The sequence below is a fragment of the Flavobacterium sp. FlaQc-47 genome (assembly GCF_044006475.1).
In the GTDB taxonomy this organism is placed as follows: domain Bacteria; phylum Bacteroidota; class Bacteroidia; order Flavobacteriales; family Flavobacteriaceae; genus Flavobacterium.
Genome location: NZ_JBIPCQ010000003.1, coordinates 608973 through 632778, shown reverse-complemented (window position 1 = coordinate 632778; position 23806 = coordinate 608973). Strand labels below are relative to the sequence as shown.

The window sequence follows — 23806 nt, the reverse complement described above, 5'->3', positions numbered from 1 at the left end:
GTCAAAAAAATTACTGATTTTTCACTCGATCTGCCTAAAATTTACTAAAACGATTTAGTAAAACAGGTAAAAAAAAACGAATCGTTTCTTTTCTTTTTATTTTAAAATTTGTCCTGAAATTAAACGGATTCCCTTACGATCAATTTTCCTTTTTTAAGACTTTTTTCTACTTCAAATTTTGCCATATCCGTCATTTGGCTCATCAATAATTGTATTGATTTTACGGCAATATCTTCAATAGGCTGGGCAACAACTGTGATTGCCGGTGAATGCAATTTAAAACTGTCATGATCGTCAAAACTAATCACCGAAATATCTTCAGGAATTTTAATTCCCATTCCTTTAAAAGCCTGAAGACCCGCAAGTCCCATATAATTTGTTAAGAATATAACCGCATCGATATTTGGATTCTTTTTTAAAAAATCAACGATCGTTGCAATTCTGTTTTCTTCGCTACTGTAGTAATCCATGTGAAGAACAAGCGATTGATTGTACCTATCTGCTTCTTTCAAAGCATCTCTGCAGCCATCTTCTCTCAACTTCATCTGAATCATTTCAGATTTGTTATTCACAACAGCAATATTTTTACATCCTTTACTGATTATAAATTTTGTAGCCGTGTTTGAGGCCTCGTAATTATCCATCACCACATGACTTACTCTTTGTCCCGGAAAATATCTGTCGATTAATACCACAGGTTTTTTCAGTTTTAGAAGTAAATCAATACTGTCTTCCATATTCTCTGTTGGCGTAATTATAAAACCATCAACATTTGCTTGTAAAAGAGTGTGAACCAACTCTGCAGAACGTTCATCGTCGCCACCTGTACTGCAATAAAAAACTCTGTAATCAATACTTTTAGCCTCATCCTCAATAACTCTGGCAAGATCTGCAAAAAACTGATTCGAAATATCTTCAACAATTAACCCAATAGATCTTGTTTTTCCTGTTCTCAGGCTTGTCGCAATCATGCTGGGCCTGTAATTCAATTTTTCGGCAACTTCCTGTACCTTTTTTATTACCGCCGGGCTAATCCCCATTTTCTCCCCCTTATCGTTAATGACAAAAGACACAGTAGATATAGACACTTGCGCCTGTGTGGCAATATCCTTAATAGTAATCTTTTTCATTCAGGGAAGTTAATTTTTTTATCAAGCCATTGTTAATTATATCACAAATATATATAAAAATAGTTACTAAAACGATTTTGTAATTATTTTTTTAAACATATCATTTTTTTAATGCTAAATATAAATATAATCATCAGTAATTACAGGTAATTTTAGCATTAATCATTTTACAAGTAATACAATTAATTTGTGGTTTTTAATATGAATAATCTGCAATTACATTTTTTAAAGTCGCAAAGCCTGAATTTCCCACTTTCCTTACTTTGCGACTTTTTCCGGCTTTACGAAATATAAACTTCTAAAATCGATGCTGAACCTTCTAACACATAACTGCGCATATCAGCAGGAATTAAGACCGTATCGCCTTTTCTATATCTATAATTTACATTTTCATATCTAATCTCAAATGAACCTTCAGTACACATATAAACTGTAAAGGTTTCCCCGTTTTTATTGCTTTCAATTTTTCCGTCAAGCGGAATAATATTCGTTGTAAAATAAGGACAATCCACAATTACATTGGAGGTATTTACAGTAGTTTCATATTTTTTATGGGTATCTACTTTATTATAATTGATCGCATCAAGCGCTAAATCAACATGTAATTCTCTTGTATTTCCCTGAGCATCTTTTCGGTCAAAGTCATACAAGCGATAAGTAATATCAGATGTTTGCTGAATCTCTGCCACAACTAATCCTGCTCCTATTGCGTGAACGGTTCCGGTTTCTAAAAAGAAAACATCACCGGTTTTTGCTTTTACATCATCTAAAATAGAAACCAACGTTTTGTCATTTAAATGTTTCAGATATTCTTCTTTGCCTGAATCTTCTTTAAAACCTACAATGATTCTTGCATCATCATCAGCCTGCATTATATACCACATTTCGGTTTTACCAAAAGAGTTATGACGTTCTTTTGCCAGTTTATCATTTGGATGAACCTGGATCGATAAATCTTCGCGCGCATCCAGATATTTGAATAATAAAGGAAACTGATTCCCAAATCTCGTATAAACTGCCGTGCCTAAAATTTCGTTTGGTGCCTGATCGATTAATTCTGTTAACGATTTCCCTTTTAATTCTCCATTTGCAATAACGCTTACATCTCCTTCTACTGTAGACAATTCCCAACTTTCTCCTGTAATATCAGAAACAATAGGTTTATTAAGCAGTGTTTGTAGTTTTTCGCCACCCCAGATTCTTTCTTTAAGGATGGGATCAAATTGTAAAGGGTAAATTTTTATGCTCATTTTTATGTTTTTACTTTTTTATTAACTTTTTTTTTCGCGAAGCAATTACACGAATTTCAACTAATTAATTTGACTCATTTAAATAATAAATGTGTCTCATTCCAATTATTTTAATTCTTAAAATCTGTAACTAAACTTGTTCTCACGCAGATTAGGCTGATTAAGCAATTTTTTTTAAACAAATATCCAAAGGAAAAAATCCGTCTTTATCCGTGTTTTTGCTTTAGCGAATCAGTTTCATCCGTGTGCCATTTCACATTTCACTTTTAACACATTTCACATTTTTCACTTTATAGAAATAGCCACTCCACCACTTGCAGCTAATTTTTGTTTCAATTTAGTTTTACTATTCACAGTCACTTTTCTAATATTATACGATTGCGGATTCGTTTTATAATCTGCTGTTTTACCATCTTCGTAAATTGTTGCTGTAAATGACTTTCCAACAGGTAAAAAACTAAAATCAATTGTAGCCGTTCGTGGGTTTTCATCTGTGATTCCGCCTACGAACCATTCTTGTTTTCCTTTGGTTTTTCTGGCAATTGTGATATAATCTCCCGGTTCTGCTTCAAGAATATACGTTGCATCCCAATCTAATGCTACATCTTTTATAAACTGAAATGCATCATTAAAACGAATATAATTTTCAGATAAGTCGGCCGCCATTTGCAACGGACTGTACATGGTAACATACAATGCCAATTGTTTGACTAATGTTGTACTTAATTTATTTTTTTTAGCTCCGTAAACCGATAAATCGCCCTGAAAAATTCCGGGAGTATAATCCATCGGACCTCCCATCAAACGTGTAAAAGGTAAAATCGTCGTGTGATCCGGATGAATCCCTTCCATAGATTCAAACTCGGTTCCGCGTGCTGATTCCTGTGCAAACCAGTTGGGATATGTTCTGTGCAAACCTGTTGGACGAACTGCTTCGTGCGAATCAACCATAATCTTGTGTTTCGCCGCTTCTTGTGCAACATACGTATAATGATTCACCATTTGCTGACCATCGTGATGTTCCCCTCTTGGAATAATTGGTCCAACATATCCAGTTTTTACAGCATTGTAATTATTATCATTCATAAAGTTTAAAGCATCATTTAATTGTCGCTCGTATTCAGCAGTTGACGATGTGGTTTCATGGTGCATAATAATTTTGACATTCTTTTTACTCGCATAAGCACTTAAATCTTTCACATCAAAATCCGGATATGCTTTTGTAAAACTATAAATACGTTCTTTTTTGAAAGCCGTATTATCTTCCCAACCTTCATTCCAGCCTTCGACCAAAACAGCATCGAAACCATTTTTTGAAGCAAAATCAATATATTCTTTTACATGCTTTGTATTTGCTCCGTGGGTATTATTGGGTTTTAGCTGAGTAAAATCAGTTTTGCCAATTACAACATCCTGATTGTCCGAATATGCCCAGGTAGATCCACCGCCGGTAAAATATTCCCACCAGACACCAATATATTTTACGGGTTTAATCCAGGAAGTATCTTCAAAAGCGCACGGTTCATTAAGATTCAGGATCATTTTTGAAGCCAGAATATTTCTCGCGTCATCGCTTACCACAATGGTTCGCCACGGCGTAAAACTTCCGGTCTGGATATATCCTTTATTTCCCACAGCATCAGGAACAAGATGTGAACTTAACGAATAGGTTTTATCATTGACATTCAGGCACATTGCCGGATAATTTTTTAAAGCTGCTTCGTGAATATTAATATAAAGTCCCTCATTGGTCTTCATCATTAATGGCGTTTGCGTGGCTAAATTTTTAATCGTTGCTTGTGCCGCAAGAGGAACGTGAGTTGCATTGTAAACTAAAGATTGCATCTCAGATATTTTTGAAGTCGTATAACTGTATTCGTTTGTATCATAATCGCCTGGGATCCAGAAAAGTTTATGATCGCCCGTTAAATTAAACTCGGTAGTTTCTTCCTGAATAATAAAATGGCGCAAATTATCCTGTACCGGAAATTCATATCGAAACCCTAAACCATCATTAAACAAACGAAAATAAATGGCTATTTTTCGTTTGCTTTTCTCCTGAACAAGATCAGCTTTTAATTCATTGTAATGATTTTGAATTTCTTTTTGTTCGCCTAAAACCGGTTTCCACGTACTATTTTCTGATTGAAATTTTGTTTCAGCAATTTTAAAATCACTATTCATCATAATATCCGACTTTATAATAAAGCCCAATTTACTTTCCCTTATAACTTCTCTTTTTTTATAATTTAAAGAATAAACAGGTGTTCCGTCATTATTTAATTTGAAGGTCAAAGTTAAATTTCCATCAGGAGATTTTAGTTCCTGCGCATTTAAAAATGAATTCGAAACGATAAGTAAAAAACAGATAAAAAAGATATTTTTCATAAGTCAGAAGAAGTTTGAATAATTGCTAAATCGATTTAGCAAACATAATAAAATTTACGAAAAGGTTTTAGTTGAATGAATAAAAATATTTAATGAAATAAATTTGACCCGATTTACATTCTTCCAATTTCCATTAAATTCCATTAAATTCCATTATTACTGAAATTTGGAGCATCAGAAATTCTGCATCAATTTCACAAAGATTTTAAAGTAGTAAAAATATTAACTTTTCATAAATTTCTAAATTTCAATCCTTTACCTAATAACATCCTAAATTGTGAATATCTATTTCCGGATTTAAGATTTTATTTTCCTGTAAAATCTATCTTTGGCATCCTTAAAAATTATAGAGATGAGCGCAACTTGGTACGAATGCAAAGTAAAATATAGAAAGACTGACGAAACTGGCGGACAAAAAGTTTTAACCGAACCTTATTTGGTTGATGCTTTATCTTATACAGAAGCAGAGAAAAGAATAAATGAAGAAATGGCGGCTTATATTAGTGAAGAATTTAAAATCACGAATATAAAAGTGGCTAATTATGCTGAGATTCATCCTTTTGAAAACGCAGATCGTTGGTTTAAATCAAAAGTTTCTTTAATGGCTTATGACGAAGAAAGCGGTAAAGAAAGAAAATCGAATATGTATTTATTAGTTCAGGCAAATGATGTGAGAGAAGCTTATGACAATACGCTTCATGTAATGCAAAGCACGATGGGAGAATATTCTATTCCGGCAGTTGCCGAATCGCCAATTATGGATGTATTCCCATATTTTAGCGGTGAAGAAGGAGAAACGGAACAATTAGAAAGATTCAATGCATTAAAAGCTTCAAAACCTGCACAGGCAGAAGTTGAAACGATTGATCATATGGAATTTGAAACAGCTTTAGAAGAATAAATTTTTTAAAATTCCAAAAAAACAAATTCCAAATTCCAAAAATATTTCAATTTTTAATATTGAAATATTCAAAAAGTCAAGCTTCAGAGAAATCTGGAGCTTTTTTATTTTATAGTATTTAAGACAAATCTGTTTAATCGAAGATTCGAAATAAATTATAAATTAGCGAAACCATTAACAACCAAAAAACCAAAACCAGATGACCAAAAAAACAATAATTCTAATAGGATTTATTCTTTTTAAATTTGTTTTACAATATCTCCTGATAAGTCCTGAATATGATTTACAGCGCGACGAATATTTGCATCTGGACCAGGCACATCATTTGGCCTGGGGTTATTTATCAGTTCCGCCGGTAACTTCCTGGATTTCGTATCTGATATTTTTACTGGGAAATTCAGTTTTTTGGATAAGGTTCGTCCCTGCCCTTTTTGGCGCTTTGACACTTTTAATAGTCTGGAAAACTATCAAAGTTTTAAAAGGAAATTTATACGCTTTGGTTTTAGGCGCAACTTGCATTTTGTTTTCGTCATTGTTGCGAATCAATATGTTATATCAGCCCAATTCATTAGACGTTTTGTGCTGGACAGCATTTTATTATGTAATTATCCAATACATATCAACCGAAAAACCAAAATGGCTTTTTATTGGTGCGATCTTATTTGCTTTTGGATTCCTGAACAAATACAATATTCTATTTTTACTAATTGGTCTTCTACCCGCTCTTATACTATCAGATCAACGCAAAGTATTTACTGAGAAAAAATTGTACTTCGCCTTAATTTTAGGATTGGTTTTAATTTTACCCAATCTTTTATGGCAATACAATAACCAATTTCCAATTGTACATCACATGAAAGTATTGTCCCAAACACAATTGGTAAATGTCGATCGGTTAGGTTTTTTAAAAGAACAAATCCTGTTTTTTATCGGCTCCTTCTTTGTCATTCTTGCCGCTTTATATGCTTTGTTATTTTACAAGCCTTTTGCAAAATTCAAACTCTTTTTTGCTTCCATAATTTTCACACTTGTTGTCTTTATTTATCTAAAAGCCAAAGCGTATTATGCCATTGGGTTATATCCTGTTTATATTGCTTTTGGCGCTGCCTTTCTTTCTCAAATTCTTCAAACGGGTTGGAAACGTTATCTTAAACCTGTTTTTATTATCCTTCCGTTATTGTTTTTTATTCCGATGTATTATTTATCCTTCCCAAATAAAAGTCCTGAATATATTGTGAACCATCCGGAGAAATATAAAAAATTGGGAATGTTGCGTTGGGAAGATGGTAAAGATCATGATTTACCACAAGATTTTGCCGATATGCTGGGCTGGAAAGAACTCGCCCGAAAAACAGATTCGGTTTATGCATTAATGCCAAATACTGAAAAAACACTTGTACTTTGCGACAATTACGGACAAGCCGGCGCCATAAATTATTATACCAAAAAAGGAATAAAAGCTGTTTCGTTTAATGCTGATTATGTGAATTGGTTCAATCTCAATATTCAATATAAAAACCTCATCAGAATCAAAACTCACGAAGAACATAATAATGAATTTAAGGAAACAAGTCCGTACTTTGAATCCTCTAAAATCGCAGGCGAAGTAACCAATAAATACGCGCGTGAATACCAAACAATTATTTATGTTTTTACCAATGCTAAAATCAATATCAATAAAAGAATCGAAGACGAGATTAAGCAAGAAAAAAGTTATAATAAGAAATAAAGTATAAAGTATGTTAGACTTCTATCTTATACATGACGAACAAATTACGCAGGAATCACCATCAGACCTGGAATTTATTGATAATCTGGACGACAAAACATTTCAAAATTTAAAAACGAAAAAAATCATACCTGACAATTATGATTATTTTTCAGATTTTAGATGGAATACTACAGTCATAAAGCAAATTTTGAACATTGCATCAAACCAAGAAACACAAAATGATACTGACATACAACAACTAAAACAAATACTGAGTATCGCCGATAACAGAAAAAGCGGACTTATTGCTTTTGCAGATTAAAAATCTCATTAAATTAATAACTAATGATTGATTTCACCACTATTGAATATTTAAAAAACGGAACTCAAAAACAGATTCATGCTTTTGAGATTTTAACTCAAAATAAAATCGTATCAAATCTCGCTGAGTTCGATCCTGTTTTGGTTGGTACAATTCCGATCAATATTGATATTGAAAACAGCGATCTGGATATTATTTGCCATTGGACAAACAAAACCGATTTTATAGAAAAGCTGCATTCCTTTTTTGGAAGAGAAATTGATTTCACAATTAGAGAAGCAATCATTAATGAATCCGAATCTGTTATTGCAAATTTTAAAATAGATGATTTTGAAATGGAAATTTTTGGACAAAACATTCCCACCAAAAACCAAAATGGCTACAAACACATGATTATAGAACATAAAATTCTACAGTCAAAAGACGAAAACTTCAGATTAAAAATCATCAAGCTCAAACAAAATGGCTATAAAACCGAGCCTGCTTTTGCTTTTTTATTGGGATTAAGAGGCGATCCCTACTCAGAATTACTGGATTATAAAATTTAGCCATTATGGTTTCAACATTTAAAGCGCTATTATTTAAACATTTACAACAAAAAAGCCGAAATTTAAAAATAATCCCGAAATTTCTTTGCAAAACAGTAATTACTGTGTATCTTTGCACCCGAAACATCGCGGGATAGAGCAGTAGGCAGCTCGTCGGGCTCATAACCCGAAGGTCACAGGTTCGAGTCCTGTTCCCGCTACTAAGACAAAGCTTCAGAGAAATCTGGAGCTTTTTTTATTTGGATACTTTGCATTAACGGGTGACGCTCGAGCCAATGGCAGTATTCTGCACTTGTAAAGTAACTTAATCATTATTTATCAATTGCATTTCTCCAGAAACAATTGTTTCGCATTTACTTGACCCAACATTGAAATTTCCAACCATACTTGACAGGCATTTTTCTTATCTCCAGATTCAAAATATACAGCCGCTTTATTATATAATGCATCTATATTTTTATGATCAAGACTATATGACTCTGTAAAATATTTAATGGCTTCTGAGTATCTTTTTTCATCGTAAGCGACTAATGCTTTTTTAAAGTAATCGGAGGATTTTCTAAGATCCTCCATTTTTATACCATAAATCCTTTCAAATTCAGTTAAATCTTTTGTAAAAAATACTACTTTAATCCCCCAATATCTTTTTGTGATTTCACTTTTCAAAACAAATGGAATTTCAATGGATTCATAATCCCGAAAGTTTTTTAGATCCCATTTTTCAAAGGAATGATCAATAACTTTTTTTACTACTCTTATTCTTGAGGAATCATTTTGTGTTGAAAATGTTATAGCTGTCTTTACTTTTTTTTGTGCAGGATAAATTTTAAAACTTCCAATCAATTCAAAATTTGAATAATTATTTTTAAAGGCTTTATTCAAATCTATTTCAATTGTTGAACTGGTTTTTGGTGTGAATAATTTTGAAGCGATTATATTTTTTTTGTTTTTATTTTCTTCTTTAAACTTTGCAAGTACAAATTCTTGTCTACTAAAGTATAATCTTTTTAGTTTATCATCTGTTAAACCATCAATTTTTTCGCTTAATATTAGAGAATCATTACTTACTTTTTCAATGACAAAACCAGCATATTGAGATGTTCTTATTAAATCATTAACTAGGTTGAAATCTAAACAACTTTCATTAGTTCTATGAATAGGACTTGAATTAATACATAACTTATTTTGATCAATCCGATATTCAGCATAAGCAGAATCTTCTACAAATCGGTCAAAAAGATCACTGCCATCTTTCATTTCTACCTTGTTTTTTACCCAATATCCTTGTATTGCTGAAAGTTTAATCTGTCCATAAATATTAGAAAAGAAAATAAAGGCTATGATAAAAAAAATGTTTTTCATTTTGGATATATACTTGTTAGATCTATTTTATATTTTAGAAAAAAATATTTTCAATTTCAAGAGCAATTTTAAAGGATAAACTTACTGTTTTATTACTCAAATCCAAAAATAAATCTTCAAAACAGCAGTAAAAATCACTAAACTTTTACTGAAGCAGATTGTCCTGCGGTTGAGTCGTTTCAGATGAGTTCTGAGTGTCAAATTTTTCCTTTCAATATGATTGGTGCCGAAACGTTTTACCGAATGCAGTTTCTCCTCAATCAGATATCTGTAATTTTTTAATCGGTCCGTAAATATCTTTTTAGCTTCTGATAATTTTAGAGTTTCCAAAACATGACTCAGCGTTTTATTGGTTCGTTTCCCAACATTAAAACTCACAACTTTTTTAGAATTCCTTTCCAATGCATAAACCAGCCAGATATAATTTTTCTTGTGTCTGATAAAAGTACACAACTCATCGACTTCATAAGTCTGGCCTTTACTGATAATGGGTTTGATAATACTTCTGGCAATTGAAACAATTCTTTTCAATAATGTTGTGGCTGATATTTTTAATATTCTTGCTGTGCTTCTTATTCCTAAACCTTCTTTTGTGAACAACACTATCTCCTGATTGATATTCCTTTTATAAGCATTATACCTATAGTCAATCTGTTGTCTTTTTTGACAAATACAACATTTATAACGCTGATTTCCGTTAGATTGAAATCCATTTTTTATGCATTTACCATTACAAAAATTACATTTTATTTTCATGACCTAATTTGAAACACTAAGGTAAGGCAAAAGCATTTTAAGGCTTATTAAAAGACAAAAAAAGAAAGAGACGAACTGTTGGTCATCTCTTTCTCTAGCAACAATTAAAATTATATATTCTTTTTCAGTTAGTTAAGTGGTTACATTATAAAAACACCTGATCTGCAACACTACCAAAATGCAGCATCCACTTTCAATAAAAATAAAAAAGACCACTCCTAAAAGGAACAGTCTTTAACTATCTTGCTAAATATATTTGGCTTAAGCCATAAATAAAGCTCCTTTATTATAGTTGAATAAAACCAAGTCATATGGTACTAAAAGCGGTGCAATTTTCTCAGACGATGCCTTGAATTGTATTCCGTTATGTTTTCTGAATAAATAAATTTCTTTCAGGCAATTGGATAAACTCTGGTGAATTGCCGTTGTAAATAAGGGCAATTGCTTATCGCCTTCTAATAAATCAATTTGGTAATTTGAACTGCTTTTAGACAAATTATTCCCTATTATTCGAAGTGTAAATGTTTTGGATTTTCCGTGTTGTTCACCTTGATATTGTACTACCATAATTTTATAATTAAAAAGGTTAGAATATATTTTATTTTATTTCGAATGCAAATTGAAGAATTAAAGTTATGAAAAAAAAGCAAATTGATAAAAAATACTATCTAAAATTATATATAATTTTTACATGATAAAACACCCACAATTTCAAGCAATAAAAAAACGAAAGAATTAACGTTTTTACATTCACATTTTTCAAACTTTCAAACTTGTAATTTTTTATTTAAATTTGAATTAACTAATCATAAAAACCTAATATCATGAATATTAACCCCCTTGCTTTAGTTTTATCAGCGTTTATTACCTTATTTGTTGGCTTTGTTTGGTACAACCCAAAAGTGTTTGGCACAATCTGGATGCGTGAAAGTAATCTCACGCAAGAGCAGCTCAAAACCGGAAGTATGCTTAAAATATTTGGGCTTACGTATATCTTTTCTTTAATGATTACGCTTACGCTGATGTCGTTAACCGTTCATCAGTCCGGCGCAATTGGCATGGTTGGCGGACCACCATTAATAGAGAGCGCAAAACCGTCGTTTAAAGCCTTCATGACAGATTACGGACAAGCCTACAGAACCTTTAAACACGGCGCATTGCATGGTTTTATGTCTGGATTGTTTTTTGCTTTTCCTATTATTGGAGTTAATGGTTTATTTGAAAGAAAATCATGGAGATACATCTTTATTCATGCCGGATACTGGATTGTTACGCTTACTTTAATGGGCGGAATTATCTGCGCATACGCTTAATTATAAAAACAAAAACCCATTTGAATTCAAAATTTAAATGGGTTTTTCTTAATAATAACTTAAACAAACTGAGTTATTATAAATATTACCTAATTTTGAAAAAATTAGCTCACTCTTTTGAATACAACTTACTCTTTTCAAATTTACAAAAGCGCGTCACTATTGCCTCAGGAATGGAATTTGCTGGCTGTAAATAATATTTTTTTGACGAGAGAATATCTCGAAGTGCTGGAAAACTCTTGTCCGGTAAATATGATTTGTCATTTTATCGCAATTTTTAATGAAGACACACTTATCGGGATTGTTTTAACGCAATTTTTATTTGCCGAAAAACTGGAATCTTTTGGAGATCGCGATCAGTGTTTAAAAACTTCGGTACGTAATTTTGCATTCAAAAATTTTGCCTCACATGTATTGTTCGTTGGTAATAATATGCTTACGGGACAAAATGCCTTTGTTTTTCATGAAGATGCAAAAGAATCTAAAGCTATTAAAACACTACATAAAGCCATTAGTCAGCTTAAAAAAGATTTGAAAGCCAGCGGTAAAAAAGTGCATATAACAAGCATTAAAGATTTTACCGAAAGTGAAATTGAGCCACTAAAAGCTGAATTTAAAAATAATTATACGTTCTCGACGCAGCCCAATATGATTTTTGAAATCAATACAAACTGGAAAACCGAGCAGGATTATATTGATGCTTTATCAAAAAAATACAGGGATCAATACAAACGCGCCCGTAAAAAAGCGGAAGGAATCGAGAAGAAAAAAATGTCCTTATCAGACATTAAAAAGTACGAAGATGTAATTTATGATTTGTATTTTCATGTGGCTAAAAATGCGCCTTTCAATACTTTTTTCCTGGCCAGGAATCATTTTAGCTTTTTTAAGGAAATCATGAAAGATGATTTTTTATTTTACGGTTATTTTTTAGATGAAAAACTAATAGGATTTAATACCCTAATCAAAAACGGAAGCGTCATGGATACCTACTTTTTAGGATATGACGAGTCCATTCAGCGCGAAAAAATGCTGTATTTAAACATGTTGTACGACATGATTGCCTATTCTATCAATCAAGGTTTTACCCAAATTGTTTTTGCCAGAACAGCACTTGAAATCAAAAGTTCCGTTGGTGCAAAACCAGTAAAAATGTACGGATTAATTACACACAGCAATGCTTTAATAAATCATAATATCGCCAAATTATTCAATTATCTCGAACCCAAAACCGATTGGCAGGAACGCAATCCTTTTAAATAATAAAACGGCGGCAAATATTATGGGATTATTTGTTTCTATCAATATATCTCTACCTGCTTAAATATTCAAAAATAAAGCGATACTCCGCTAGGACTTACGTGTTGGTAAAAAAAACAAAAACCAATACAAAAATGTCCAGTAGGGAAATGTCATTAGGTTAAGCTTTTAGAAAATAAAATCCGTATTTATCCGCGTTTTTACGAAGTAAATCTGTTTTATCCGCGTCAAAATTAAACGCTGATTTTATTGATTCGCTAAAGCGAAAACGCTGATAAAAACTGATTTTTTTAAGGAACCGCAATTTTCATCTGCTTGTGCAGAATATGAATTTCCAATGAACTTTGGGCGCCGCAATACTCTCCGTCAATTTGAAAATTGACCGGATAATTAGTTGTAATCTCGGCTTTATCTGTAGAAATAATCACGATATCATCAGAATCAATTGGCATATTTCCGGTAATAATTTTGCCCAGTAATAATATATCAAGGCTTTTTAGAATCACCAGTTCAAATCGGCCGTCGTTCATCGCTCCATGCGGATTAATAGTAACGCCGGTTCCGTATTTTTGAGAATTGGCAATAACAATCATTCTTGCGGTATGTTCAACGGTTTCTTTTTTAGTTTTGATCGTAGCCACAAAAGGTTCGTTAGAATCTACAAGAGTGGTGTAAGCTTGCAGGGCATAACCCCAGAAACCTCTCATATTACTTTCTTCATAATTCTTAACCAAGTCTGCATTAATACCAATATCGCTTAAATGAATACTTTTTTTACCATTAATACAAATCATATCCATATCGATATAATGGTGTAAAAAGGCGATTTTTAGATTCTCTTCAATTGTTGTTGGCAAGTTTAAATCAACAGATAAACCATTTGCAGATCCGGCGGGCAAAATGCCAATTATTACATCAAATTGTTCGACAGCTTCGGCAACCATTTTTATGGTTCCGTCACCTCCGGCAACAATAATACGTTCCGGTGAGTATTGATTATAAAGTGATTGTATTTCTTTTTGATCACTTTTACCTGTAGTTTCATAAACTTCCAGATCAAAATTATTTGTGGTTGCAAACTCTTGCACAGCCTCAATCAAATCTGATTTATCAAGGTCTCCTGAAATAGGGTTTACAACAAATATGATATTCTTTTTCACGATTTTATTTTTAAAGTCAATTAAAATAATTAATTTACAGCATCTATATATAAATATACGCAATTAATGAAACCAATTTTACAATTATATCGAGGTTACGCAAATGAAGCAGAATTAATTGTAATGGGACATGTTTTTAAAAGAACGTATGATTATGATTTTCAGAAGAAAAACTTCAAAAACGCTACTTCTATCATCAATCAATTCAGGATAAAAACCCTTAAAAATTTTGATATTTATCTAAAATGCGGCAAGCAGGAAATTCGAACCAAAACATTGGATGACGGATATTTTAAATTTTGTATTCCGCTGGACGAAGAAACTTCTTTTGGATGGATGACTTATGAAGTGAGTATTAAAGAAGGTACGGAAACCATAACCGAAAAAGGCAGTTTCATAAGACCTCACAAAGGAAAACTTGGCATTATATCTGATATTGATGATACTTTTTTGATTTCTCACACTCAGAATTTTTTTAAAAAAATATACATTCTTTTGTTTAAAAATGTAAATGACCGCAAAGTATTTACAGATGTTGTACCTCATTATCAGGCTTTGAGTTCCGCCGGAAGAAACAATAAGGAAGAGGAAAATGCTTTTTTTTATGTTTCCAGCAGCGAATGGAATTTATACCGATTTATTGTAAAATTTACTAAAATACATGATCTGCCAAGAGCGGTAATTTTACTGAAGGATATTAAAAGGGGAATCACTGATTTTTTCATGAGCGGACGCGGCAATCACGATCATAAATTTGATAAAATAAAGCACGTTTTAGAGTTTTATCCTAATCTAAAATATGTTTTATTAGGCGATGACTCGCAACATGATCCTATTTTATATGAACGAATCTGCAAAATATTTCCTGTGACTGTTAAAGCCGTTTATATCAGGCAAACCGGAAGACACCAGAAAGAAACAACCAAAACTATCATGAAAAACTTAGAGAATCTAGATGTTTCGGTTTGCTATTATAAAAATAGTAGTGAAGCTATTATGCATTCAAAATCTATTGGGATTATTTAAATAGTATTCGTCAGGTAAACTTGTGAGATGTTATTTGTGAAATGCGATTAATGGCGCACGGATTATACGGATTATACGGGTTTACGCTGGTTTTGTTTTTGTTTGTTTTTGTTTGTTTTTGTTTGTTTTTGTTTTTGAGATTATATAATTAATTATTCCGTTTATTTTAAAGTATTGAAATCTGTTGCTACAAAATAGATCATTTCTCCGGTATTTTATAAAGTTCTGAAGGAAGAAATAATGATTGTTAGAATGGACTAAAATCCATTCTAACAATCCAAACCCAATCTTGTCATCTCGACCGAAGGGAGAGATCACACGCAAAACTCGACAAAGAGTAGTGCTTTTTTAATGTTCGAAACAGCATAAAATCGAAAATCATATCATTGGTGTCAATCAAGATTTGAAAGTCTATAATTTTTACCGTTTCGCAGTCAATATTGGTAGTCAACAGGAATCGGAATACATATTGTGTGCCGTAGGTACTATATATATCATTTTGTTGCGTACCTACGGCACGCCAACTTATTTCTAACCTATATTATCTACCAATATTGAGTGCCTAACGGCATATTTCAGCTCTTGGTACGAATTACTTCTAATTATCAAAAAAGCTTAACTAAATGATTAGGATCTCCACTATACAAACGTTGCGCAAACTAAAAACTGAAAACTGCGACTAAATAGCCCTGATTGAAGAGAAAAGCCCGGAGCAAAAAAAATTGCATTTCCTGTTGAAAAAAAGCGACTGGAAGAAGCTCTTTTTGCAACATTAGAAATGCATTTTTTTTGTGAGGACTTGAAACGGAAAGCTGGAATTGCTCCTGAAAATCATAAAAAAACCTTTGCCAAGTTTGAAATTTGACAAAGGTTTGTGAATAATATAAACTTTTTTATTCGCCAGAAACTGAAAACTGTTACTGAGACTGAAAACTAATTAAACCGTAAAATTATCAATCTCTTCCTGAACAATTTCCCAATCAAGAAGCAATTGATCCAGATCAGCTTTCTTTTTGTTGTATGCGGTGAAAAAAGAAGCGTCTTCGATATGTTTGTCATAATTTGAAGCCAGCAATTTATCATCGTGCTGAATGTCTCTTTCTAATTGTTTGATTTGACTTTCAACTTTACTTAATTTATTTTGTAGCGCTTTCCCTTTTTTCTGATCTTCGTAAGATGTTTTATTACTTTCTTTAGGGGACGCTGCTTTTGCAACATCTTTTTTCTCGACTTCACGCATGTTTTCAAGATTGCGCTGTTCTAAGAAATAATTGATATCTCCTAAATATTCTTTTATTTTTTGATCTTTGAACTCGTAAACAATATTAGACATTCCCTGCAGGAAATCTCTATCGTGAGATACCAATAATAGAGTTCCGCCAAATTTTTGAAGAGCAGCCTTTAAAACGTTCTTAGATTTAATATCTAAGTGATTCGTAGGCTCATCCATCAATAATACATTTATGGGCTGTAAAAGCAACTTACAAAGTGCTAAACGGTTACGCTCTCCTCCAGAAAGTACTTTTACTTTTTTCTCCACATCATCACCACGGAATAAAAATGAACCTAACATGTCACGAACTTTAGAACGGTTGGTATCCATTGCGGCATCCTCCATGGTTTGCAATAAGGTAATCTCACCATCAAGATATTCTGCCTGATTTTGGGCAAAATATCCTAATTGTACATTGTGTCCCAATTTTATCGTTCCTTCATATTCAAATTCGTCAACGATAGCTTTGATAAAAGTCGACTTTCCTTGTCCGTTTTGACCCACAAAAGCAATTTTGCTTCCGCGTTCTACTAATAAGTTAATCTCTTTTAAGATTGTTTTATCGCCGTATGATTTCGTTACATGATCGGCTTCAACTACTACCCTTCCCGGTTCTTTTGAAACTGGAAAAGAGATATTCATTACAGAATTGTCGTCTTCATCAACTTCAATACGTTCTACTTTATCTAATTTTTTAATTAACGATTGCGCCATCGAAGCTTTAGAAGCTTTTGCACGGAACTTTTCGATTAATTTTTCTGTTTCTTCAATTTTCTTCGCCTGATTTTTTTGAGTCGCCAATTGCTTTTCACGAATTTCATGACGCAATTCTAAATATTGAGAATATGGTTTATTGAAATCGTAGGCTTTTCCTAATGAAATTTCTATTGTACGATTGGTTACATTATCAAGGAACATTTTATCGTGCGATACAATGACCACAACTCCAGGATAATTACGAAGGAAATTTTCTAACCAAATGATACTTTCGATATCAAGGTGATTGGTAGGCTCATCCAGAAGCAAAATATCATTTGCCTGCAATAATAATTTAGCTAATTCGATACGCATTCTCCAACCTCCTGAAAATGTTTCAGTCTGGTTATCAAAAACTTCTCTTTTGAATCCTAATCCTAAAAGAATTTTCTCAGTATCACCCACATAATTATAACCTCCTAAAAGTTCAAAACGATGTGTGTAATCAGATAAATCTTCGATAATCTGGCTGTATTCTTCACTTTCATAATCGGTTCTGGTAACCAATTGATGATTGATTTGTTCTAATTTTTTTTCAACAATCTTAATATCCGTAAATGCTTCATAAGCTTCTTCAAGAACGGTTCTTCCTTGTTCAAAATCGATATCCTGACGCAAGAATCCCATTCGGACTTCCTTTTCGGTGGCAATTTGTCCTGAATCCGGTTTAAAATCTCCTGCCAGAATTTTAAGCATCGTCGATTTTCCAGCACCATTTTTCCCGACAAGTCCAACACGGTCTCCAGCACCTAAACGAAAAGTTACTTCTTCGAATAAATATGAACCTCCAAAAGAAACCGATAAATTGTGTATATTAAGCATGTATTGTTATTTTATAACTAATTGATTGTGTAAATTTACACTTCCAAATCAATGGGTAATTTAATTTTTTGCAAATGTTAAAAAAAGGATCGAAACTAAATAGTATTTTAACAGGAAGTTGTCCAAAATGTCAAAATGAAAGTATGTATTCGGACAAAAATCCTCTTCATTTGACTAAAGTTCTAAAAATGAACGATCATTGCAGCCATTGCGGATTAAAATATCAAATTGAACCTTCGTTTTTTTATGGAGCAATGTATGTGAGTTATGGATTAAATGTAGCTGTTGGAATTGCTGCCTTTATTGTTTCATTTGTATTTTTTAAAACTTCAATCGAAGAATCATTTCTGGCAATAGTTATTTCCTTAATCCTATTGTTTCCATTTGTTCTGCGACTATCAAGAAATCTATATATCAATATGTTTGTTTCTTATGATCCTAAGGCCGGTCGGAAATAAGTGTCTTTAGATATCTCTTATGAAATCTTTGAATGTCAATTTCGCGATCTAGCGGAATCTCCTTTTCAATAGTATCAAACAAGGCTTTTGCCATTGCAGGACCTAACATCACACCGCGGGTTCCTAATCCGTTAAGGATATGGAGTGATTTGCGTTCATGATGCGTTCCAATCAAAGGTCTTCTGTCTTTAACTGTTGGGCGAACTCCGCCAAAATGTTTTACGATTTCAAAATCGCAGGTAATAATTTCTTTGATTCTTTCTATTAATTCCTGTTTTCCTTCTTCAGTAGGTGAATCGGTTTTATCCTGCCAGTTGTATGTAGCGCCTACTTTGAATAAATCATTCCCCAGTGGCAATATAAAGACGCTAGTATTAACAATTACATCTAAGTTTAAATCCGGAGCTTTAATGATAAACAATTCTCCCTTTGTTCCATCTAATGGCAAATAATTAAAGAATGGGTTTTTATGTAAGCCGAAACCTTCTGCAAAAATAATATGACGCGCCTGAATGTTTTTATATTGGATTCCATAATCGAAAAATTCGATATAGATACTATCAAAAAACTCTTCTAAAAGCAGGTTATTTTCCTGTAAATATTCTTTATAACTATCAAGCAATAATGCCGTATCGACATATCCTGTATGTAAAACTTGTCCATAATCATGTGGAGAATCTATACTATTATATTTTGTGGTGACTACTTTTGTCGATAAAAAAGGAGCCAGATTTTTTTTATCCGAAGCAGCAAACCAATTATTCTGTTCTTCAATTGAAAAGAACTTTCGTAAAATTGGTAACTGAAAATTGAATTTTGCCTGTAATTTATTTTCAATTTCATTGTAGAAATCATTCATTAAAACCAATTGTTCCTGCGCTTTCCAAACTTCGCTAAAACGCTTTAAAATGACAGGATTGTATAAACCTCCGGCAACTCTGGACGAATTTTGAGATTTATTATCAATAACCAAAATAGTTTTATTGTTTTTAAGCGCAACTTCTGCAAAAGAAATCCCGGCTAATCCAGATCCAACAATTAAATAATCTAACATGTGTAAAAAATAAAGTAAAAAAACTCTTGCTACAAAGGTAGTAAGAGTTTTTTGTTATAATGTAATTTTGGTAATTAGTAGTTCCACATATCTTCCTCGAAGTTACGAATCTTCTCTTTTACTCTTTCAGATTCTAACAACTGATCCTGCGCATTATCTTTCATATAGCTTTTAATTTCACGATCTCCATACATATTTTCTTCTTTGTAGATAATGGCATTAAAATATCTTGAATTGAAGATTTGATCAAATGAAATTGGAACTGCCGAGTTCTTATCGTTAAACGCTTTTCCCTCATGTAATACCTCGCGCGCATTTGGAAAAAACACCCAAAACAGCTCAATATAATCTTTTTCATCGCTATTCATAGTATAAACATCAGGAGTTACAGGACAAATTCCCAATAAACGATATCTCAGGTCACTCTGCCGTTTGTCAAAATACCAGTATCCCTTAATTTTATATTGAGTAACATCTGCGGCAGTTAAATCTTGTTTCAGGATATACTCTGGCGGAACCGTTCTTGTGGCACCAACGGTTTCATCTACATAAGTTACTACTTTCTTTTTACCGGTACCCGTGATGACTTTTTTCTTCACTACACGAGTTTTATACTCATCCGGATATTGGTTGATTAATTCCCGACCTGCATCTGTGGTATCAACACGAGATAATGCACCCTGAATATCTTTTAATGATTTTTTAGTATTGAAATAACTGTCACTATATACCTCAGTAATTCTACCGCTTCTGATCCCTTTCGTTAAAACATCATAAAGCGAACGTCTGTCAGCACCAATATTAGCAGTATCTACTGGAAAATATAAAGGGAAATTAATTTTTTCATTCAAATCAATTATTTCCCATACTGTTTTCCCCATCAAAACGTCCCGATCATCAATATAACTATATGCCAAAGGCTTATCATTATCAGAAATCTTTTGCGCTTCACTCTTTAATCCAATTTGGTCGGCCGTTTTTGCATTAAGCAAATTAGACTGCGCTTTAGAAGTAAAGCTTCCAACGACAAGAACCACGACCATTAAAAAAATTTTCCTTTTCATCTTAAAATAGTATTTACAATAAAGATAACGTATTTTTATTTTATTTATTGTAAATTTCTTACAAATTTGCATTTTAACAAATATCCACTTTATAAATCAGATTGATAATTAGTGCTTAATTCATGTTGCTGATTTAGCAATTCAATAAATAATTTTCCTTAAAAAAAATTCAATCCTTACGTGAATGTTTTTGTGGTTGCTTTTTGTCTTACCAATATTTAACTCCTAACGGAGTAAGAAAAATACACTGGTGAGCTTACATATTGGTAGAAATCCATTTATTCAGGTCATTTTTGTCCTGCCAATATTTAACTCCTAACGAAGTAAGAAAAATATCACGGAGGGATTACATTTATATACTGGGTGATTTTTAACGCAAAGCGCGCAAAGTTTTTTATAGTAGAGTATGCTAACAAACACACAAAGTTCACAAAGCTTTGTGTTGAAATAGCTTTGTGAACTTTATGTGTATATCCATCCTCCTTGGTAAAAAATTTTCGTGTGCTCCTATGGTATTTTTTTTCTCTTTCCACAGGTTTTATGATTGATCCTAAGGATAATGAATGTTATAAAAGGCCGGGTTGTAAAATAAAAAAACTCTTACTGCTTTGCAGTAAGAGTTTTCTATATTGATATAATTTAGATACTTAGTAGTTCCACATATCTTGTTCGAAGTTACGAATCTTCTCTTTTACTCTTTCAGATTCTAACAATTGGTTTTGAGCATTATCTTTCATGTAATCTTTGATCTCACGATCTCCGTACAAGTTTTCTTCTTTATAGATTACTGCATTAAAACGTCTTGAATTTAATATCTGATCGAATGAGATTGGAAGTGCTGAGTTACTATCGTTAAAAGCTTTTGCTTCGTGCAATGCTTCTCTTGAATTAGGGAAGAATACCCAGAATAACTCAATATAATCCTTTTCGTCACTGTTCATTGTGTAAACATCCGGAGTTACAGGACAAATTCCAAGTAAACGATATTTCAGTTCACTTTGACGTTTGTCAAAATACCAGTATCCTTTTATTTTATATTGTGTAACATCAGCAGCAGTTAAATCTTGTTTAAGGATATATTCTGCAGGAACTGTTCTTGTTGCTCCAACTGTTTCATCAACATAAGTAACAACTTTCTTTTTTCCAGTACCTGTAACAACTTTTTTCTTCACAACACGTGTTTTGTAGTCATCAGGGTATTGGTTGATCAATTCTCTACCTGCGTCAGTAGTATCAATACGAGATAATGCACCTTGAATATCTTTCAAAGATTTTTTAGTATTGAAATAACTGTCGCTGTACACTTCAGTTATTTTGCCGTTTTTAACAGCTTTCGTCAAAACGTCATATAATGAACGTCTGTCAGAACCAATATTAGCCGTATCTACAGGAAAGTATAATGGAAAGTTGATTTTTTCATTTAAATCAATGATCTCCCAAGTAGTTTTTCCCATCAAGATATCTCTATCATCCACATAACCATAAGCTAAAGGCTTATCATTATCTGAGATTAGTTGCGCAGGAGTTTTAAGTCCTATCTGAGCAGGTGTTTTCGCATTTAGCAAATTAGATTGCGCATAAGAAGAAAGACCTCCAGCGATAGAAACAATAGCTATTAAAAAATTTCTTACTTTCATCATGATATCATTATAAGATATTGAATGTAGTTTTACCTACTTTATTATTGTATTTCGTAAATTACCGGAGCAGTTCTTGGTAATAAATAACTACCAGCTCCAACAAGTTTAGTCTTAATTTCAGAAATAGTAACCTGGTCTCCTTTTCCAGCTCTTGCAAGAACTGTTTTACATTGTGCATTTAATCTGTTACCAGAAACTACAACTGTAGGTTGTCCGGCAATTTTCATATTAAATCCAACAACATCTAAACCAACTTCAAAATCAAAATCAAGTAATTTAGCACCAATAGTAGCAATTTCTAAGTTAGATTTTGGTCCTTTAACAACGCCCATTTCTCCTCTAATTGTACCTGTTGGTCCAGGAATTCCTTTAATTCTAAAGGTTTTCTTATCTGTAACTTTATCTCCGTTTGGTAAAGTTCCTGTAACAGCAATTGTAGCTTCTGTACCTGAACCCGGGCTCATGTTATATTTCCCTGGTTTCCCAGCAGAAGATAATCCAGGAGCACTTGCATTAATTTTGTTTGCATCAACACCAGCAAATGATACAGAGATTGGGTTAACAACACCTCTATAAACAACATTCATTTTATCAGCAGAAATAGTAGCTGAGTTTGGTCTTGGTACTACAACGTAAGTTCCTTTAAATTTTAATGGAATGTTTTTACCGTCCTCTAAGAATGTAAATTGACCATTAATATTTTGTTCTCCTACTCCACCAGCAGTTAAAGAGATAACAGCTTGTCCGTTAACAATTTGTCCAGGACCTTGAAATGAAGTTGGTTTCGTATTTTCGTCATAACGACCTAAAACCACTTTACCAGTTACTTTTTCTCCTTGGAAGTAAGCATTTTTATCTAAAACAACAATCGCTTGGTAGTTACTGTAAGAAGCAGCAGCTACAGCAGCTTTTCCTAATGCACTATTGTAAACGTCTGTTTCAGTTTTCTTAACGTCATTTTGCCAAGCTGAAAGCTTAGCAGCTGATGCAATTGCAGGAAAACCTTTAAAGTGATATTCTAAGTATTTTTCTTTTATACCTTCTTTGTTTTTTACGTCAGAAACATCAAATTTTTTCTCAACCTCAGAAATAATAACCGCATATTTTTTATCTGTACCTAAAGCAGCTTTAATATCTGATTTATATTTCTCAATTCTTGAAATGATTTCATTCCCTTTTTTAGTGTAACCGTCTCCTGTAAACCAGTCGTCGATGTTATCACCTCTGTCCATAGACTCGTAAGGAAGTTTTCCAGTTTCTTTTTCAACTTCAAATCCTTTGATAGATTGAGTTTTTAAAGTCCCAATGTAATCGTAAAAATCTTTTGAAATTGTTTCAATTTTGTGAGCTGTAACTGCAGCAATTGCGAATTCTCCTTTTGCTTCAGCAGCTTTTTGATCTAAAGATGTTAATAAACTTGTATTTGTTTCTGATGAACTTGTATTTGCACTTTCAAATTTTTCATTCATCAAACCAAAAGCAGATATAACTTCTTTTGATACGTTCATTGCTAACATTGCGATGAAAACCAGATACATCAGGTTAATCATCTTCTGTCTAGGGGTTAATTTTCCTCCTGCCATTTTTTCTAATTAGTTCTTTATTAATAAAT

Annotated in this window: 20 protein-coding genes and 1 tRNA gene; 9 read left to right on the top strand and 12 right to left on the bottom strand. The window is 32.6% G+C overall.

Annotated features, from left to right (window positions below; genetic code table 11):
* Positions 1-119: 119 nt before the first annotated feature.
* The 3 genes from ACHRVX_RS12345 to ACHRVX_RS12335 all read right to left on the bottom strand — a co-directional run bounded on the left by ACHRVX_RS12345 (position 120) and on the right by ACHRVX_RS12335 (position 4768).
* Positions 120-1130, bottom strand: a complete 1011-nt coding sequence (locus ACHRVX_RS12345) for a LacI family DNA-binding transcriptional regulator (RefSeq protein ID WP_395332592.1) — start codon at positions 1128-1130, stop codon at positions 120-122.
* Positions 1131-1411: 281 nt separating this feature from the next.
* The gene (locus tag ACHRVX_RS12340; RefSeq protein WP_395332590.1) at positions 1412-2380 is read right to left on the bottom strand and encodes a type I phosphomannose isomerase catalytic subunit; all 969 of its coding nucleotides are present in this window, start codon (positions 2378-2380) and stop codon (positions 1412-1414) included.
* A gap of 285 nt (positions 2381-2665) precedes the next feature.
* The gene (locus ACHRVX_RS12335; protein WP_395332588.1) at positions 2666-4768 is read right to left on the bottom strand and encodes a glycoside hydrolase family 97 protein; all 2103 of its coding nucleotides are present in this window, start codon (positions 4766-4768) and stop codon (positions 2666-2668) included.
* A gap of 352 nt (positions 4769-5120) precedes the next feature.
* Here ACHRVX_RS12335 and ACHRVX_RS12330 point away from each other — a divergent pair, with 352 nt between their 5' ends.
* The 5 genes from ACHRVX_RS12330 to ACHRVX_RS12310 all read left to right on the top strand — a co-directional run bounded on the left by ACHRVX_RS12330 (position 5121) and on the right by ACHRVX_RS12310 (position 8450).
* On the top strand, positions 5121-5669 hold the full coding sequence (locus ACHRVX_RS12330; RefSeq protein ID WP_395332586.1) for a DUF4494 domain-containing protein: 549 nt from the start codon (positions 5121-5123) through the stop codon (positions 5667-5669).
* Positions 5670-5868: 199 nt separating this feature from the next.
* Positions 5869-7398 (top strand): glycosyltransferase family 39 protein, encoded by a 1530-nt coding sequence (locus tag ACHRVX_RS12325; RefSeq protein WP_395332585.1) that lies wholly within the window; start codon positions 5869-5871, stop codon positions 7396-7398.
* A gap of 10 nt (positions 7399-7408) precedes the next feature.
* Positions 7409-7702 (top strand): hypothetical protein, encoded by a 294-nt coding sequence (locus ACHRVX_RS12320; RefSeq protein ID WP_395332583.1) that lies wholly within the window; start codon positions 7409-7411, stop codon positions 7700-7702.
* A 23-nt stretch (positions 7703-7725) separates the two neighbouring features.
* Positions 7726-8250 (top strand): DUF4269 domain-containing protein, encoded by a 525-nt coding sequence (locus ACHRVX_RS12315; protein ID WP_395332581.1) that lies wholly within the window; start codon positions 7726-7728, stop codon positions 8248-8250.
* Positions 8251-8377: 127 nt separating this feature from the next.
* A tRNA-Met gene (locus tag ACHRVX_RS12310) sits at positions 8378-8450 on the top strand.
* A 118-nt stretch (positions 8451-8568) separates the two neighbouring features.
* On the opposite strand, the gene ACHRVX_RS12305 is transcribed toward ACHRVX_RS12310, so the two are convergent.
* From ACHRVX_RS12305 to ACHRVX_RS12295, 3 genes are all read right to left on the bottom strand, one after another.
* Positions 8569-9612, bottom strand: a complete 1044-nt coding sequence (locus tag ACHRVX_RS12305; protein WP_395332579.1) for a tetratricopeptide repeat protein — start codon at positions 9610-9612, stop codon at positions 8569-8571.
* Between the two features lie 96 nt (positions 9613-9708).
* The gene (locus ACHRVX_RS12300) at positions 9709-10368 is read right to left on the bottom strand and encodes an IS1 family transposase (RefSeq protein ID WP_395332577.1); all 660 of its coding nucleotides are present in this window, start codon (positions 10366-10368) and stop codon (positions 9709-9711) included.
* Between the two features lie 261 nt (positions 10369-10629).
* Positions 10630-10935: a hypothetical protein gene (locus ACHRVX_RS12295; RefSeq protein ID WP_213307268.1), complete on the bottom strand. Its 306-nt coding sequence runs from the start codon at positions 10933-10935 to the stop codon at positions 10630-10632.
* A 257-nt stretch (positions 10936-11192) separates the two neighbouring features.
* On the opposite strand from ACHRVX_RS12295, the gene ACHRVX_RS12290 reads away from it, so the two are divergent.
* Together ACHRVX_RS12290 and ACHRVX_RS12285 are read left to right on the top strand one after the other, a co-directional pair.
* Positions 11193-11681, top strand: a complete 489-nt coding sequence (locus ACHRVX_RS12290) for a DUF1761 domain-containing protein (RefSeq protein WP_395332575.1) — start codon at positions 11193-11195, stop codon at positions 11679-11681.
* A gap of 117 nt (positions 11682-11798) precedes the next feature.
* Positions 11799-12944, top strand: coding sequence for a GNAT family N-acetyltransferase (locus ACHRVX_RS12285; RefSeq protein WP_395332573.1), 1146 nt, complete (start codon positions 11799-11801; stop codon positions 12942-12944).
* Between the two features lie 287 nt (positions 12945-13231).
* On the opposite strand, the gene ACHRVX_RS12280 is transcribed toward ACHRVX_RS12285, so the two are convergent.
* Positions 13232-14101 carry a diacylglycerol/lipid kinase family protein gene (locus tag ACHRVX_RS12280; RefSeq protein WP_395332571.1) on the bottom strand — a complete coding sequence of 290 codons (870 nt, stop codon included), beginning with the start codon at positions 14099-14101 and terminating at the stop codon, positions 13232-13234.
* Positions 14102-14167: 66 nt separating this feature from the next.
* Here ACHRVX_RS12280 and ACHRVX_RS12275 point away from each other — a divergent pair, with 66 nt between their 5' ends.
* Positions 14168-15127 carry an App1 family protein gene (locus ACHRVX_RS12275; protein WP_395332569.1) on the top strand — a complete coding sequence of 320 codons (960 nt, stop codon included), beginning with the start codon at positions 14168-14170 and terminating at the stop codon, positions 15125-15127.
* Between the two features lie 937 nt (positions 15128-16064).
* On the opposite strand, the gene abc-f is transcribed toward ACHRVX_RS12275, so the two are convergent.
* Positions 16065-17978, bottom strand: coding sequence for a ribosomal protection-like ABC-F family protein (abc-f, locus tag ACHRVX_RS12270; RefSeq protein ID WP_395332567.1), 1914 nt, complete (start codon positions 17976-17978; stop codon positions 16065-16067).
* A 74-nt stretch (positions 17979-18052) separates the two neighbouring features.
* Here abc-f and ACHRVX_RS12265 point away from each other — a divergent pair, with 74 nt between their 5' ends.
* Positions 18053-18436: a DUF983 domain-containing protein gene (locus ACHRVX_RS12265; RefSeq protein WP_395332565.1), complete on the top strand. Its 384-nt coding sequence runs from the start codon at positions 18053-18055 to the stop codon at positions 18434-18436.
* Here the strand turns inward: ACHRVX_RS12265 and ACHRVX_RS12260 are convergent.
* From ACHRVX_RS12260 to gldM, 4 genes are all read right to left on the bottom strand, one after another.
* A complete protein-coding gene (locus ACHRVX_RS12260; RefSeq protein WP_395332563.1) occupies positions 18417-19490 on the bottom strand; it encodes an NAD(P)/FAD-dependent oxidoreductase in 1074 nt (357 codons plus the stop codon). The two genes, ACHRVX_RS12265 and ACHRVX_RS12260, sit on opposite strands and share 20 nt — an antisense overlap.
* A gap of 74 nt (positions 19491-19564) precedes the next feature.
* Positions 19565-20554, bottom strand: a complete 990-nt coding sequence (gldN, locus tag ACHRVX_RS12255) for a gliding motility protein GldN (protein ID WP_395332561.1) — start codon at positions 20552-20554, stop codon at positions 19565-19567.
* Positions 20555-21201: 647 nt separating this feature from the next.
* A complete protein-coding gene (gene gldN / locus ACHRVX_RS12250; protein ID WP_395332898.1) occupies positions 21202-22191 on the bottom strand; it encodes a gliding motility protein GldN in 990 nt (329 codons plus the stop codon).
* A gap of 44 nt (positions 22192-22235) precedes the next feature.
* The gene (gldM, locus tag ACHRVX_RS12245; protein ID WP_395332559.1) at positions 22236-23777 is read right to left on the bottom strand and encodes a gliding motility protein GldM; all 1542 of its coding nucleotides are present in this window, start codon (positions 23775-23777) and stop codon (positions 22236-22238) included.
* Positions 23778-23806 lie beyond the last annotated feature (29 nt).